A 15478-nucleotide genomic window follows, 5' to 3' on the forward strand; every position below is an offset into this window, starting at 1 on the left:
TTAGTTTGCAACGTTTAAGAGCATATATGTAAAAAAGCTGGTTCGTATTTACACGAACCAGCTTTTTTACTTAACAGAAAACATATACTTTTTATACGTTTTCCGTACCGATAATATGAGACCCATCATAATCATATTCGAGAACAAGGAACTTCCCCCATATGATAAGAAAGGTAATGCAATCCCTTTTACAGGCATTAATCCAACGATCATACCGATGTTTTGGAATATTTGAACCGTTAATATCCCAATTGCCCCAGCACATAATAATGTACCGAATAAATTATCCGCAGAATAACCAATAATAATTGTTCTATATAGTAGTAATAGGAATAAGAATACGACTAAAGCTGCTACGATAAATCCACCTTCTTCGGCAATTGTAGCAAAAATAAAGTCAGTATGCTTCTCAGGGATATAGACGTTCCCTTCGCCAAAGCCTTTCCCTTCCATACCGCCACTACCTACAGCTAAAATCGATTGCTGTGTTTGATAACCTTGATCTGCATTTTCAAATGGATTTAACCAACCTACAATACGTGATTGTTGGTGAGGTTTTAGTAACGTAACTAAATTATTAAAGAAGAAATCCTCATACCTTACGTAAATAAATATTAACGTAGATAATACGGTCACCGGAATAACTGTACATAACGCTATCAATTTCTTCTGAATACCTGACATAAATAAAATACATGCAATAGCAGCAGCATATAAGAACACCATCCCTGTATCCGGTTGGCTATATACAACTACCGTAGGAGGAATAGCTACCAACATTACCTTCCCTATTAGTATTAGGTCTGTTTTAAATGTTCGAACCATGTACTGTGCATTATGTTTTACTGCTAAATTTGCTACTAGCATAATCAGTGCAATTTTGAAAAACTCCGATGGCTGAATAGCTCCAATTGCTGGAAACCTAAACCATCTTTTCGCCCCCAGTATTTCAGGTGTAAAGTTTGAAACTGGTAATATCTTCAATAAAATAATCGAAGCAAATGTAGCAATATACAATGGCCAAGATAGTTTTTGTAGTTGATCCGAATCAACACTTGCAACAAGAAGCAACATTACAATCCCAATTATGTAGTTAAGTCCTTGTTTCAAAGCAAAATTCTCAGCCCCATATTGGCCAGTCTGCTGACTGCTATATATAGCAGCTATACTCGTAACACATAATGCAAACAAAATTAATATTAATTTTACATCTAAACTTTTTAGAAACTCGGTACTTCTTTTCATGACATCCTCCTGAAACATTGTTACAGCAAAATAAAAAACCAGGAGTCAACATTCTTCATGTTTTGACGACTGATTACACATTATCTATAAAACACTTATATAGAATAACTCTCTTTTTCATACAATACAATATATTATACTACAGTTTCGTCAGTAAGATTTGCCAAAAAAAATTATTCTTTTCTTATTTTATATCTATATACCATATATCAGCAATGTATTTTCGTAAATTTCTAATACATACTTGTTCATTGTAAGATTGCTGGGAAAAGTGATGTACATATGTAGGATGCAAATGAAGAAATAAGATAATAAAAAGCTCGCATAAGCGAGCTTTTTATTAATATACAGATGTATTATTTTCTGACGTATTTTCTAGAATTTCTTTTACACGTCCTAAGAACTTACCACAAATTAGACCATCTAGTACACGGTGATCAAGTGATAAACATAAGTTAACCATGTCGCGAGCACCGAACATACCGTTATCCATAATTACTGGGCGTTTTACAATTGATTCAACTTGTAAAATAGCCGCTTGTGGGTAATTAATAATACCCATAGATTGAACAGAACCGAATGATCCTGTGTTATTAATTGTAAATGTTCCACCTTGCATTTCGTCCGCTTTTAATGATTTCGTACGTACTTTTCCTGCAAGCTCTGTAATTTCACGAGCGATACCTTTAATTGTCTTCTCGTCCGCGTGTTTAATTACTGGTACAAATAGTTCATCCTCTGTTGCAACAGCGATAGAAAGATTAATATCTTTCTTCTGAACAATCTTATCGCCAGCCCACATTGAATTGATTTGAGGATACTCTTTTAACGCTTGTGCTACTGCTTTTACGAAGAAAGCAAAGAACGTTAAGTTAAAGCCTTCGCGTTTTTTGAAATCACCTTTAATTGAATTACGGTATGACACAAGGTTTGTCACATCTACTTCAATCATCATCCAAGCGTGTGGTGCTTCGTGTTTACTACGTAACATGTTCGCTGCAATTGCTTTACGCACACCTGTTACTGGTATTTCGATATCGCCAGGCATTGTTGGTACAGAAACTGGTTTTGCAGCTTCTACTTTTTGCGCTACTGGTGCTGCTGGTGCTGCTGAGCGTGCTTCTACTACTGCTGCTACCGCTTCCTCTTTCTTTGCACCTGCTTGCGGAATATTTCCAGATTCCACTAGCTTTAAAATATCTTTACGAGTGATACGGCCATTTGCTCCCGTACCTTCTACTAAATCTAAATCAACGTTATGCTCACCCGCAAGTTTTAAAACAGCTGGTGAAAAACGTGGTTTTCCATCAGTTGGTTGTTTTGCTTTCGGTGCTTTTGCAGGCGTAGCTACTTCTGCCTTTGGTTCTTCTTTTGTTTTTTCCTCAACAGCTGTCGCTGCCACTTCATCTGCGCCTTCTACTTGAATAACACAAACTACTTCACCTACAGCTAACGTCTCACCTTCACCAGCAATTAACTCTTTCACAATACCAGTGAAAGAAGATGGTACTTCAGCATTTACTTTATCAGTCATTACTTCTGCAAGCGGATCATACTTATTTACGTGATCGCCAACATTAACGAGCCATTTACTAATTGTACCCTCTGTAACGCTCTCCCCGAGCTGAGGCATTGTAATATTTTCTACAGCCATGTATAGTCCCCCCGATTAAAATTCCGCAAGTTCACGCATTGCTTTTTCAACTTTATCTGGATTTACCATAAAGAATTTTTCCATTGTTGGTGCATATGGCATTGCTGGAACGTCTGGACCTGCAAGACGTGCGATTGGCGCATCTAAATCAAACAGACAGTTTTCAGCAATAATTGCTGCCACTTCACTAATAATACTTCCTTCTTTATTGTCTTCTGTTACAAGAAGAACTTTACCTGTTTTAGAAGCCGCTTCAATGATTGCTTCTTTATCTAATGGATATACAGTACGTAAATCAAGAACGTGTGCAGAGATGCCATCTTGTGCTAACTTTTCAGCTGCTTGAAGAGCAAAATGAACACATAATCCGTATGTGATAACAGTAATATCATCACCTTCACGTTTTACATCTGCTTTTCCAATTGGTAATACGTAATCATCTTCTGGCACTTCACCTTTGATTAAGCGATATGCACGTTTATGTTCAAAGAATAATACTGGATCTTCATCACGAATTGCTGCTTTTAATAAGCCTTTTGCATCATATGGTGTAGAAGGGATAACAATTTTTAAACCTGGTTGGTTCGCAAACATCGCTTCCACAGATTGTGAATGATACAATGCACCGTGAACACCCCCGCCAAATGGCGCACGAATTGTAACTGGACAAGTCCAATCGTTATTAGAACGATAACGAATTTTTGCTGCCTCAGAAACAATTTGGTTTACTGCTGGCATAATGAAATCAGCAAACTGCATTTCAGCGATTGGACGCATACCATACATTGCTGCACCAATTGCTACCCCAGCAATTGCAGATTCTGCAAGCGGTGCATCAAGCGCACGATCTTCACCAAATTGATCATACAAACCTTGTGTCGCTTTAAATACGCCACCTTTTTTACCAACATCTTCACCTAAAACGAATACTTTCTCATCGCGTTCCATTTCTTCGCGCATTGCTAATGTAATAGCATCAATATAAGACATTACAGCCATGAAACGTTCCCCCCTATTCTGCGTATACGTGCTTCAATGCATCTTCAGGTGCTGCATACGGAGCATTTTCTGCATATTCTGTTGCTTCATTTACGATATGCATAATTTCGTCTAACATTTGTTTTTCAGATTCCTCAGTTAACACGCCAGCTTCTTTTAAATAAGCAGCAAATGTTATAATTGAATCTTTTTTCTTTGCTTCTTCTACTTCTTCTTTATCACGATAAACACGATCATCGTCGTCACTAGAATGTGCTGTTAAACGATATGATACTGTTTCAATTAAAGTTGGGCCTTCACCACGACGGCCGCGGTCTGCAGCTTCTTTTACAGCTTTATATACTGCAAGTGGATCGTTTCCGTCTATTGTATATCCAGGCATACCGTAACCAATTGCACGATCTGATACATTTTTACATGCTAATTGTTTTTCAACTGGAATAGAGATTGCGTATTTATTATTTTCACACATGAAAATAACAGGTAGTTTGTGTACGCCAGCAAAGTTTGCGCCTTCATGGAAGTCACCTTGGTTTGAAGAACCTTCTCCAAATGTAACAAACGTTACTAAATCTTTCTTTTCCATTTTTCCAGCTAATGCAATACCAACTGCATGTGGTACTTGTGTTGTTACCGGAGATGATCCTGTCACAATACGATTTTTCTTTTGACCGAAGTGACCAGGCATTTGACGACCACCAGAGTTTGGATCTCCAGCTTTCGCAAAAGCAGACAACATAAGTTCTTTAGCTGTCATGCCAAACGCTAGTACAACACCCATATCACGGTAATATGGTAATGCATAATCTTTCTTTCTATCAAGAGCGAATGCTGCTCCAACTTGCGCTGCTTCTTGTCCTTGACAAGAAATTACGAATGGAATTTTACCAGCGCGGTTTAATAACCACATACGTTCGTCGATTTTACGTGCAAGTAACATCGTACGGAACATTTCTAATACTTGCTCATCACTTAAGCCAAGCTCTTCATGGCGCTTTTCTTTTACTTCTGCCATTTTTCATAACCTCCTAAATCCACATTTTTATGCGTGTAACGCTTTTCCATCTACAGCTAATGCTGCTTCACCAATCGCCTCAGATAATGATGGATGCGGATGAATTGTATGTGCTACTTCCCACGGTGTTGCATCAAGTACTCTTGCAAGACCAGCTTCAGAAATCATATCTGTTACATGTGGTCCAATCATGTGAACACCAAGAATGTCATTTGTTTCTTCATCAACTACAAGTTTTACGAAACCATCTGATTCGCCGTATACAAGTGCTTTTCCAATCGCACGGAATGAGAACTTACCTACTTTTAACTTATAGCCTTTTTCTTTCGCTTCTTGTTCTGTTAAACCGACAGAAGCAACTTCCGGACTGCTATATACGCATTTTGATACCATAGAATAATCAATTGGTGTAACTTCTTTACCCGCAATATGTTCTACTGCAACAATTCCTTCATGAGAAGCAACGTGAGCAAGTTGTAAGCCACCGATTACATCTCCAATTGCGTAAATATGAGATTCTTTCGTTTGATAAAACTCATTTGTTTGAATGTATCCTTTTTCCACAACGATATCCGTATTCTCTAAACCAATATTTTGTGTATTGGCTTGTCTTCCTACAGATACAAGCATTTTTTCTGCTTTAAATTCTTTATTCTCACCGTTATGTTCAGCTTGAATTGTTACTCCATTATCTTTTACCAATGTTTCTGGTAATACTTTTGCACCAGTTACCACTTTAATACCTTTTTTCTTGAATAGACGTTGCATTTCTTTTGAAACGTCCTGATCTTCTAGTGGTAGTATCGTTTTCGCATACTCTAATACTGTAACTTCTACACCGAAGTCAGCAAGCATAGATGCCCACTCAATACCGATTACACCGCCACCAACAATAATAATCGAGTTAGGAAGCGTTTCCATTTTTAGAGCATGATCGGAAGACATTACATACTCTCCGTCTAATTCTAAACCTGGTAATGAATTCGGACGAGAACCTGTTGCAACAAGTACATTTTTTGGAATTAACATTTCATTCTCTTCTCCACTTGCAAGTTCAACTGAAATTGTCCCTGGCATTGGAGAGAAAATAGATGGGCCAAGAATACGGCCAATACCTTCAAACACATCAATTTTACCTTGTTTCATTAAGTGTTGAACACCTTTATGAAGTTGCGTTACAATCTTCTCTTTACGCTCTTGTACTTTCGCAAAGTTTAGTTCTACATTACTTGCAATAACCCCGAACTCTTCGCTTTTTTTAGCAGTTGCGTATACTTCCGCACTACGCAAAAGAGCTTTACTAGGAATACATCCTTTGTGCAAACAAGTACCACCAAGATTTTCTTTTTCAACAAGTGCAGTTTTTAAACCTAGTTGCGATGCTCGAATAGCAGCAACATATCCACCAGTACCGCCGCCAACGATGACTAAATCATATTCTCTTGCCATTATCTCAACCCCTAGCTACTGTTTGTTTTTCTCGTACAACATACTCTTTCGGCGCTTCTTCTTCACGTAATACACGAAGTGCTCCTTCTGCTAATGCTTGTAATTCATCTTCCCCTGGATGTACGATAACATCAGCAATCCAGTCCACACGTTCTTTTATTTCATCGACAAGAATTTTACTGTACGCAAGTCCACCAGTTAGAACGATTGCATCAATTTTCCCGTGAAGTACAGCGCTAGCTCCGCCAATTTCTTTTGCAACTTGATATGCCATTGCTTTATAAATAAGAGTTGCTTCAGGATCACCTTTTTCAACCATTTGTTCTACTTTGATCGCATCATTTGTACCGATTAGACTTACAAGTCCACCTTGTCCAACAAGCTTTTTAACCATTTCGTCACGGTAATACTCACCAGAGAAACACATCTCAACTAATTGCCCTACCGGTACTGTACCAGCACGCTCTGGACTAAATGGTCCTTCACCGTTTAAGCCGTTATTCACATCAATAACTTTTCCTTTTTTATGAGCACCAACTGTAATACCGCCGCCCATATGTGTAACTAATAAATTTAAATCCTCATATTTGTGATTTAATTCTTCAGCTACTTTACGAGCAACTGCTTTTTGGTTTAATGCATGGAAAATGCTTTTACGTTCCATACCAGCAATACCGCTTATACGAGCAATTGGCTCCATTTCATCTACAACGACAGGATCTACTATAAATGCCGGAATATTTAATCCAGAAGCGATTTCATATGCTAAAATGCCTCCAAGATTTGAAGCATGATGACCGCTAAAGCCATTTTTTAAATCTTCTAACATCGAATCGTTTACTGTGTATGTTCCGCCTTCGATTGGACGAAGTAATCCCCCGCGCCCACAAACTGCGTTTAACTTTGAAATGTTAATACCGTGAGAATGTAGAACTTCTAAGATCGTTTCTTTACGAAATTCATATTGGTCGATAATTCTCTTATATTTTCCAATTTGTTCTTCGTCATGACGAATAGTCTCTTCTAAAACGGGTCTTTCATTATCAAAAACACCAATTTTTGTGGATGTACTACCCGGATTAATAACAAGAATTCGATTTAAGGACACTGTTGCTACCTCCACTAATAAATTCAAAAGGAAATGGAAACCTCATAAGAGGTAACCACACCTTTTGTAAAAGTAATATATGAATGATTAGCGACGGCTAATAATGTCGTGACCGTTGCGTAAGTATGTGCTACGAGAGTTTTTCAAGCTTGCAATGCGCTCTTCAGCTAGACGATCTGCTGCTACATAAGTTGCAATGCCATCGCGTTTTGAAATTTCGATTACTTTTGCAATTGTGTCATAAATTGACTCAACACGTTTTAGTGCACGTTCTCTATTGTATCCATATAACTCGTCTGCTACGTTAATTACGCCACCTGCATTGATAACATAGTCTGGTGCGTATACAATACCCATTTCATGAATCACGTCGCCGTGACGATCTTCTTTTAATTGGTTATTTGCAGAACCTGCGATTACTTTTGCTTTAAGTTGTGGAATAGTTTCGTCATTAACTGTTGCACCTAATGCACATGGTGCGTAAATATCACATTCAACACCGTAAATTTCATTTGGTTCAACTGCTGATGCACCGAATTCTTCTACCGCGCGTTGTACAGCTTCTTTATTAATATCTGTAACGATTAGTTTTGCTCCTTCAGCGTGTAAATGTTTGCATAGGTGATATGCTACGTTACCAACGCCTTGAACAGCAATTACTTTTCCTTCTAAATTATCAGTACCGAAAGCCTCTTTCGCAGCTGCTTTCATACCACGGTAAACACCGTATGCAGTTACTGGAGATGGGTTACCAGAAGAACCGAATGATGGTGAAATACCTGTTACAAAGTCAGTTTCTTCGTGGATAATATCCATATCATCTACTGTTGTACCAACATCTTCAGCTGTAATGTAACGTCCGTTTAGTCCTTGAATGTAACGTCCTAATGCGCGGAACATCGCTTCGCTCTTATCTTTACGTGGATCACCGATAATTACTGTTTTCGCACCACCTAAGTTTAAGCCAGCTGCTGCGTTTTTGTATGTCATCCCTTTTGCAAGACGCAATGCATCTTCAATCGCCGCTTCTTCAGAATCATATGTCCACATTCTTGTTCCACCAAGAGCTGGTCCAAGTGTTGTATCATGTATTGCAATAATTGCTTTTAAACCAGATTCTTTATCTTGACAAAATACTACTTGCTCATAATCATATTTTTCTAAGTATTCGAAGATTTCTAATGTCATTGTCGTTTCCCCCTAGTGTTTTACCCTTTTTGGTTTATTTTGAAGCAGTCGCAACTGCCAATGCTAATGAATATACTTTTGTTTCTGCTGAATCAGCACGAGATGTTAAAACAATCGGTGCTTTTGCGCCAGCAATCATAGCTCCTACTTTTGCATCCGCAAAGTATACGAGTGATTTGTATAGCACATTTCCAGCTTCAATCGTTGGGACGAGTAAAATGTCTGCCTTACCTGCTACATCACTTACTATGCCTTTATGTTCTGCTGCAATTTGTGATACTGCATTATCTAAAGCAAGTGGTCCATCAACGACACAATTTTTAATTTGTCCGCGGCGATTCATTTGAGTTAACATCGCTGCATCAATTGTCGCTTGCATCGCAGGATTCACAACCTCTACCGCTGCAATTGGTGCTACCTTTGGCAGATCTATCCCTATTGCCCGGGCAACTTCTACAGTATTCTGTATAATAGCAGCTTTCTGTGTTACATCAGGTGCAATGTTCATCGCTGCATCTGTAACAAAAATTAGACGATCGTAATTTGGAACTTCAAATGCTGCAACGTGTGAAAGTACGCTACCTTTACGAAGTCCCCACTCTTTATTTAATACAGATTTCAAAATATTTGCTGTTGGGATGTTTCCCTTCATAAGCACATCTGCTTCGCCATTTCTTACAGCTTTAACAGAAAGTTCCGCAGCCTCAGCACTTGATGCTGCTGCAATCACTTCAATATGTTCTGAAGTTTGTAAACCATGTTCTTGTAACATCCCCATTATTTTTTCTTGATTCCCATATAGACGAAATTGAGCTAGCTGTAATGTAATTGCTTTCGCTACAGCTTCAATTACTTCATGATCTTCAGCTACTGCTACAGCCACAGTTTTTTTAGGCTGTCCCGCTGCTTGATCAATTAAGTGTTCTAACTTCATATTTTGTAATCAACCCTTTCCGTCGTCCCTCGTCTATTTATAAAGCAAATACCGTGCCAACTTTTAAAAGTGGTCCTACCAATAATGAAAACGCATTCAAAATGCAGTAAAATCAATACTTTGGAAAATAACAAAATATTCTGTCTTGATTTGTCGTATTTTGTATACCATGCAATAAATTGCACGGTACGCAATTTATTGCATGCTATTTTTTGCACACTCATACTTTTCTAGCTTGTAATATAAATTTCGAACCGAAATTCCTAACGCTCTTGCCGTTTGTGTTTTATTTCCGCCAAACCTCTCTAAATATTCATGAATGATATTCCCTTCAAACTCTGTCACTAAATGTTCAAGTGGCTTTTCCTCCAACTCGGGTAATAAATGAGTTTGCTTTGACTCCACCTGCTCTTCATTATGTAATGGCGGTAAATGGTGTACATCAATATAGGTCTCGTTATAATTCATAAAGATAATAGCTCTCCCCAAAATATTTTCAAGTTCCCTCACATTTCCTGGCCATTCATATGATTGTAAATATAAAATAGCTGGATCAGTGAGCCCCTCTATATTTCGGCCATAATCTTGATTAATTTTTTGAATTAATCTTTCTGCGATTGCCGGTATGTCTCCTTTCCGCTGACGAAGAGATGGAATTTGAATTGGAATTTTATTTAATCGATAATATAAGTCCTCCCTAAACTCTCCTTCTAGAATGCCTTTTTCTAAATTCACATGTGTCGCTGCAATTACCCGGACATTTATAGGTATCGCTTTCGTTCCACCAACCTTTACAATTTCTTTTTCTTGCAACACGCGAAGGAGTTTCGCCTGCGTATTTGCAGATAGTTCCCCTATTTCATCTAAAAAGATACTACCGTTATTCGCCTCCTCAAAGAATCCACGTTTTCCGCCTCTTTTCGCGCCAGAAAATGCACCTTCCTCATAACCGAATAATTCACTTTCTAGCAACGTCTCCGAAATAGCTGCACAGTTTACACGAACAAACTTATTGTATTTTCGATTACTTCCATTATGGATGGCATGTGCAAACAATTCTTTACCCGTTCCAGATTCTCCGCGTAGTAATACTGTTGCTGGTGTATTCGCCCCAAGTTTTGCCTGCTCGATAGCCGCCGTTGTTTCATCAGATTTTCCGACAATGTCATCAAATGAATATTTTGCTTCTAACGTTCGAATAATTTGCCTTGCCCTATTCAATTCATTTGTTAACTTTTGAATTTCTGATACGTCACGAATTACACCAACGCTCCCTTTCAATATCCCATCCACAATGACTGGTGCTACGTTTACAATTACATCTCTCTTTTTTTGCCCGATCTTCATATGTATCCCTCGTACCGCCCTACGCGTTCGAAGTACTTTCATATGCATACTTTCACCTTCTACAATATCAGTTGTAGCTGGCTTTCCAATAATGTCCTCTTCTGTTAAACCTGTTAATTTCGTATACGCAGGGTTAATTACTAACCCTCTTCCTTTTTCATCCACGACTGAAATTGCTTCTTCAGATGAGTTAATAATTGCCTCAAGTAACGTTTGAATTTCTTTTAAATCTGTAACTTCTTCCGCAAGATCTACAACTTCTGTTATATCTTTAAAAATCGCAAATGCCCCTTGCACCTCTCCCCCCTCTTTTAATATAGGAATACGGGTTGTAATAATTTTCTTTTCATTCTCTAATGTCAGTTCATAATTTACTTCTATTTGTTTCGTACGTATAATACGAAGCAGCTTACTAGTCGGAATAACTTCTAAAATATACTTCCCTACCGCCTCTTCTTTTTTATACCCAATAATACGCTCTGCACTTTTATTAAATAGGCGAACTTGTCCCTCTCGATCAATCACAATCATACCGTCATGCGTAGAATTTAAAATTAAATCCCCTTGCTGCGTTTGTTCTTCTAACTTTCCAATTAAATCTTCCTTCTCATGTGCTAATCTCGTAACAATTTTCGCAATATCGCCTGGTATAAGAAGAGTATCTTTATGCTTTTTCTTTAATAAATCTTTATGTAAATTATCGTCACCTGTCATATCAAACATTACATCAATGTGCATAGCAAGAAACGGCGTTACACTCTCTCCAATCGTAACCCCATATTCCGTAGCCATTTGTAATCCTTTCGCTAACGGATTTATATCAATAATCCCTATAATTTGAAATATATTTGAACTTTGTAACAGATTCAGCAGTGTACTACCACCTTCACCGGCACCAACAATTAACACTTTTTGTTTCATATATTACACTTCCTCTCGAAGTATCTCTGCAAAATTTTTCACACCCTTATCTTACTCGTTCAGCCCCCTCTTGACAAACCCCCTTTCCATATAACATCATTGAAATAAACAAAATAATCTGAAAAGGAGCGTTTATATGCAGCGTTACCTTGCTCTATTATTAGCACTCATCCCCATTTCATTAGCTGTGTTTGGCATTAAGTTAATGAGAGATACTGTATTTGGGATTCTATTTCCTCCACTCTCTATACTGTGGTTACAATTTTTAATTGGCGCTCTTTGCTTCGCGCTCGGGTTTTATATTTTTGGCGGCTTCGTCTTACACCGAGACCGTAAACGAAATAAAGTACAAGCTCGCTTTAGAAGATAAGAAAGCCCCACTATTTATAAAGTGAAACTTTAATCAGCCCTCACCAATCGGGCTTTTACGGGCAGCCCGACCCCCAACTAACTTCTTTGCTTTCGCTGAATTTTGAGGCGGGGTCTTACTGCCCGCAAATAGCGGGATAAATAAAAAAATGAGACCGTTACACGCGGTCTCATTTTTTTATTGGCAATAACATTCTTGCCGTTTCAGGGTAATCAGTAATAATCGCCGAAATATTCATATCAAAATATTTTCGCATAAGCGTTTCTTCATTAATTGTATAAGGGCGAACCTCTACACCACTCTCCATCGTTAATTCAGCAACGGCATCTTGCAGATAACGATAATTCGGGTGTACTGCTGTAGCACCCATTTTTTTTGCATACGCCCATGGACTATGCAAACCTTCGCGATATAAAATCGCTGTTTGAATATCAGGAGCCATCATATGACACTTTTTCATACTGTAGTGATTAAACGAAGAAAATATAACACGATCTTCTAAATTACATTTCCGTACAAGCGTTATAACTTCTTCTTCTAAACCTCTGTATGGGATTTTATTATTTTTAAGTTCAATATTAAGTAGCAACTCTGTTTTTTCAATCCATTCTAATACCTCTTCTAAAAGAGGTATTTTACAAAATCCTACTTTATCACTGAATGTATAGCTCGCATCTAATTTACATAAATCCTCATATACATAATTTCGAACCGCACCTTTTCCATTTGTTGTCCTGTTCACTGTTTCATCATGAATGACGACAACTTTTCCGTCTTTCGTTAATTGAACATCCAATTCAATTCCATCGGCTCTAAAAGATTCAGCTGCTTCAAATGAAATCATTGTATTTTCTGGGTACGTTCCCGCTGCACCACGATGTGCAAATATAAGAGTCATCCTCACTCCCCCAATCTTATGCTATACTATACGAAAAAGGAGGTACTTCTATGAGACCATTACAAATTTCTCCAGACACTGCAGTCCGCCTATCAAAAGCATTAGGTGTTCCGCTCGAACAACTTATGCATATGCCGCAGCACATTTTAATTCAAAAGTTAGTTGAATTAGAAAAACAAAATAAAGACGAAGAATAATACAGTCCTGTTTTGCAGGGCTTTTTATTATTTTCTATTATATCACGGATGACTCCCCTGCTAAAATCCCTTAACAGATGTACTACGATGCGATTTAACCTTCACTTCATCATTTAATAATGAATGATATATCTTCTTTTTTGTTACAATTCATAAAGAAAGCAAGATAATAATATAACTAAAAACCCTTTCCTATTATTTTTTATTGAACGTGTGGCGCATCTCCTGAATTATATAGTTCTTTCGCTTTTTCCTCCCCGAATGTAGTTAAAATATAATGTTGCTCATCTACCGCATCCATCGCTCTAGTCGCTGTACAAGTGTTACCTTCTTGAGCATCCGAGAAATAATTATGATCTTCCACAATTTCACTAAAATCTTTTTTCGCCCATCTATCAGCAATCGCTAAAAGCTCATTTTTTTTCGTAAAGCCACTCTTATTTATGATTTTTTTTAATTTTTCAACATTTTTTTGAATCATTGGGATGGATCCTGATTTTCGTCCTGCCACTACTTTTTGATGAGTCATGTGATGCATTACTGTAATGACTTCGCTTTCAGTAGAATTTTCAGTGACATACACATCAACGAAGATTCCATCTACCTCTCTTCCTACTATCGTTTGGACTTCTTTTTTATCTATTTGAGCACTCACTTCTTGATCTACTGGATTATCGGCAAGTTCTAACATTCCAAGTGTAACTGCAACAGCAAGAACCCCCGTAACCGCTACTATTCCTAGCCAAGTTAATACTTTATTTTTCATTCCCCTTCTCCCTATCTATACCTATTTAATTCACTTATATGTAATATCACCAAAAACAGGATTTATTTTCCATGATATCAAATAATCTGTTGTTCTCAATAAAATAAAAAGACCAATGAATTCTAATATTCATTGGTCATTGAATAAAAAGTTCATTGGCTTTACATTTAATATCGAGTATAAATTTAAAGAATGATTAAGCTTTACTAAAACTTACATCCCATACTATCTTTACTCTCAGCTAGCCTTATGTTCAAGTCTTAGCTTATCTGCAACCATTGCGATGAACTCGGAATTTGTTGGTTTTGCTTTTGACATGGATACTGTATAACCGAATAAGGACGAAATAGAATCAATATTTCCTCGACTCCATGCTACTTCAATTGCGTGACGGATTGCACGCTCAACACGGCTTGCTGTTGTATTATATTTTTTTGCGATATCCGGATATAATACTTTCGTAATAGATCCCAGTAATTCGATATCATTGTACACCATAGAGATTGCTTCCCTTAAATACATATACCCTTTAATATGAGCAGGCACACCAATTTCATGAATAATACTCGTAATACTTGCATCTAAGTTTTTCGGTTTTCCATCTATTGTTGTTGCTGATCGGAAAGATGGTAATGGACGTTTAATAGTAGCATTTGCCTTGCCACTCACTTGACGAATATGACTCGTTAAATTCTCCATATCAAATGGTTTTAATATGAAATATGAAGCACCTAAGTCAACTGCTTTTTTCGTCACATCTTCTTGTCCAAATGCTGTTAACATAATTACGCTAGGCTGTCTTAACCTTTCAATATGTCGCATTTTCTCTAGTACAGCTAAACCATCTAAATGTGGCATAATAATGTCTAAAACAAGTACATCCGGCTGCTTATCATTTAATAAATTTAAACACTCTTGACCATTATAAGCAGTACCGATTACTTCCATATCATCTTGAGCAGCTACATAACTCTCTAGCATTGATACTAATTCTTTATTATCATCCACAAGACATACTTTAATTTTCTCCACAGCTTTTCCTCCCTTACCGAATCGATTCTCCGACATGTGTATCCTTCTAGGCTACATGAATTGTTCGACAATTGTGTGAAAATTCCCTTTTAAAGTTTGTTACTTTCCGATAAAATCACAAAAAAATATGTTTATCGTTCATTTATTCCCTTTCGCAACACATTCCATCATAGAAATACAACGAAACGTTCAACCCTTTTCTTTTATTTTACAACAAAAAACACCTCTTGCGGAGCTTTTACAAAATTTCAACGAATTTTTCAACAGAAAAGCGAGCTAATTAATCATTAGCTCGCTTTTCTTTCTTGTTCATAAATGTTAATTCCAGCCTCATGTAACATCCATTCAATATGAA

The 15478-nt window shown here is 37.4% G+C and carries 14 protein-coding genes; 2 read left to right on the forward strand and 12 right to left on the reverse strand.

Annotation, left to right across the window (positions count from 1 at the left end; all coding sequences use genetic code 11):
* Positions 1-66: 66 nt before the first annotated feature.
* The 9 genes from MR113_RS15065 to MR113_RS15105 all read right to left on the reverse strand — a co-directional run bounded on the left by MR113_RS15065 (position 67) and on the right by MR113_RS15105 (position 11860).
* Positions 67-1245: an FtsW/RodA/SpoVE family cell cycle protein gene (locus MR113_RS15065; protein ID WP_242255219.1), complete on the reverse strand. Its 1179-nt coding sequence runs from the start codon at positions 1243-1245 to the stop codon at positions 67-69.
* 340 nt (positions 1246-1585) lie between these two features.
* Positions 1586-2899 (reverse strand): dihydrolipoamide acetyltransferase family protein, encoded by a 1314-nt coding sequence (locus tag MR113_RS15070; protein WP_242255221.1) that lies wholly within the window; start codon positions 2897-2899, stop codon positions 1586-1588.
* A 15-nt stretch (positions 2900-2914) separates the two neighbouring features.
* On the reverse strand, positions 2915-3898 hold the full coding sequence (gene bfmBAB / locus MR113_RS15075; protein WP_242255223.1) for a 3-methyl-2-oxobutanoate dehydrogenase subunit beta: 984 nt from the start codon (positions 3896-3898) through the stop codon (positions 2915-2917).
* 13 nt (positions 3899-3911) lie between these two features.
* A complete protein-coding gene (bfmBAA, locus tag MR113_RS15080; RefSeq protein WP_242255225.1) occupies positions 3912-4913 on the reverse strand; it encodes a 3-methyl-2-oxobutanoate dehydrogenase subunit alpha in 1002 nt (333 codons plus the stop codon).
* A gap of 27 nt (positions 4914-4940) precedes the next feature.
* Positions 4941-6362: a dihydrolipoyl dehydrogenase gene (gene lpdA, locus MR113_RS15085; RefSeq protein ID WP_242255227.1), complete on the reverse strand. Its 1422-nt coding sequence runs from the start codon at positions 6360-6362 to the stop codon at positions 4941-4943.
* A gap of 4 nt (positions 6363-6366) precedes the next feature.
* Complete coding sequence (gene buk / locus MR113_RS15090; RefSeq protein ID WP_000056195.1) at positions 6367-7470, reverse strand: butyrate kinase; 1104 nt, start codon at positions 7468-7470, stop codon at positions 6367-6369.
* Between the two features lie 87 nt (positions 7471-7557).
* Positions 7558-8658 (reverse strand): leucine dehydrogenase, encoded by a 1101-nt coding sequence (locus tag MR113_RS15095; RefSeq protein WP_000171356.1) that lies wholly within the window; start codon positions 8656-8658, stop codon positions 7558-7560.
* A gap of 34 nt (positions 8659-8692) precedes the next feature.
* Entirely contained in the window at positions 8693-9592 is a 900-nt protein-coding gene (yqiS, locus tag MR113_RS15100) for a phosphate butyryltransferase (RefSeq protein WP_242255229.1), read from the reverse strand.
* A gap of 195 nt (positions 9593-9787) precedes the next feature.
* Complete coding sequence (locus MR113_RS15105; RefSeq protein WP_242255231.1) at positions 9788-11860, reverse strand: sigma-54 interaction domain-containing protein; 2073 nt, start codon at positions 11858-11860, stop codon at positions 9788-9790.
* Positions 11861-11996: 136 nt separating this feature from the next.
* Here MR113_RS15105 and MR113_RS15110 point away from each other — a divergent pair, with 136 nt between their 5' ends.
* Positions 11997-12230, forward strand: a complete 234-nt coding sequence (locus MR113_RS15110; protein WP_001190187.1) for a DUF2627 domain-containing protein — start codon at positions 11997-11999, stop codon at positions 12228-12230.
* Between the two features lie 169 nt (positions 12231-12399).
* On the opposite strand, the gene MR113_RS15115 is transcribed toward MR113_RS15110, so the two are convergent.
* The gene (locus MR113_RS15115; RefSeq protein WP_242255233.1) at positions 12400-13128 is read right to left on the reverse strand and encodes a glycerophosphodiester phosphodiesterase; all 729 of its coding nucleotides are present in this window, start codon (positions 13126-13128) and stop codon (positions 12400-12402) included.
* A gap of 50 nt (positions 13129-13178) precedes the next feature.
* Here MR113_RS15115 and MR113_RS15120 point away from each other — a divergent pair, with 50 nt between their 5' ends.
* Positions 13179-13325, forward strand: a complete 147-nt coding sequence (locus MR113_RS15120; protein WP_001247671.1) for a YycC family protein — start codon at positions 13179-13181, stop codon at positions 13323-13325.
* Between the two features lie 202 nt (positions 13326-13527).
* On the opposite strand, the gene MR113_RS15125 is transcribed toward MR113_RS15120, so the two are convergent.
* Both MR113_RS15125 and spo0A read right to left on the reverse strand, forming a co-directional pair.
* Complete coding sequence (locus MR113_RS15125) at positions 13528-14091, reverse strand: PRK06770 family protein (RefSeq protein WP_242255235.1); 564 nt, start codon at positions 14089-14091, stop codon at positions 13528-13530.
* 237 nt (positions 14092-14328) lie between these two features.
* The gene (spo0A, locus tag MR113_RS15130) at positions 14329-15123 is read right to left on the reverse strand and encodes a sporulation transcription factor Spo0A (protein ID WP_033656399.1); all 795 of its coding nucleotides are present in this window, start codon (positions 15121-15123) and stop codon (positions 14329-14331) included.
* Positions 15124-15478: the final 355 nt, after the last annotated feature.

It is taken from the genome of Bacillus cereus group sp. BfR-BA-01379, assembly GCF_022663605.1.
GTDB classification, from domain to species: Bacteria; Bacillota; Bacilli; order Bacillales; family Bacillaceae_G; genus Bacillus_A; species Bacillus_A mobilis.

Coding starts and splice junctions, on each gene's coding strand:
- MR113_RS15065 (WP_242255219.1), bottom strand. CDS start 1,245: ATGAAAAGAAGTACCGAGTTTCTAAAAAGTTTAGATGTAAAATTAATA.
- MR113_RS15070 (WP_242255221.1), bottom strand. CDS start 2,899: ATGGCTGTAGAAAATATTACAATGCCTCAGCTCGGGGAGAGCGTTACA.
- bfmBAB (WP_242255223.1), bottom strand. CDS start 3,898: ATGGCTGTAATGTCTTATATTGATGCTATTACATTAGCAATGCGCGAA.
- bfmBAA (WP_242255225.1), bottom strand. CDS start 4,913: ATGGCAGAAGTAAAAGAAAAGCGCCATGAAGAGCTTGGCTTAAGTGAT.
- lpdA (WP_242255227.1), bottom strand. CDS start 6,362: ATGGCAAGAGAATATGATTTAGTCATCGTTGGCGGCGGTACTGGTGGA.
- MR113_RS15095 (WP_000171356.1), bottom strand. CDS start 8,658: ATGACATTAGAAATCTTCGAATACTTAGAAAAATATGATTATGAGCAA.
- yqiS (WP_242255229.1), bottom strand. CDS start 9,592: ATGAAGTTAGAACACTTAATTGATCAAGCAGCGGGACAGCCTAAAAAA.
- MR113_RS15105 (WP_242255231.1), bottom strand. CDS start 11,860: ATGAAACAAAAAGTGTTAATTGTTGGTGCCGGTGAAGGTGGTAGTACA.
- MR113_RS15110 (WP_001190187.1), top strand. CDS start 11,997: ATGCAGCGTTACCTTGCTCTATTATTAGCACTCATCCCCATTTCATTA.
- MR113_RS15115 (WP_242255233.1), bottom strand. CDS start 13,128: ATGACTCTTATATTTGCACATCGTGGTGCAGCGGGAACGTACCCAGAA.
- MR113_RS15120 (WP_001247671.1), top strand. CDS start 13,179: ATGAGACCATTACAAATTTCTCCAGACACTGCAGTCCGCCTATCAAAA.
- MR113_RS15125 (WP_242255235.1), bottom strand. CDS start 14,091: ATGAAAAATAAAGTATTAACTTGGCTAGGAATAGTAGCGGTTACGGGG.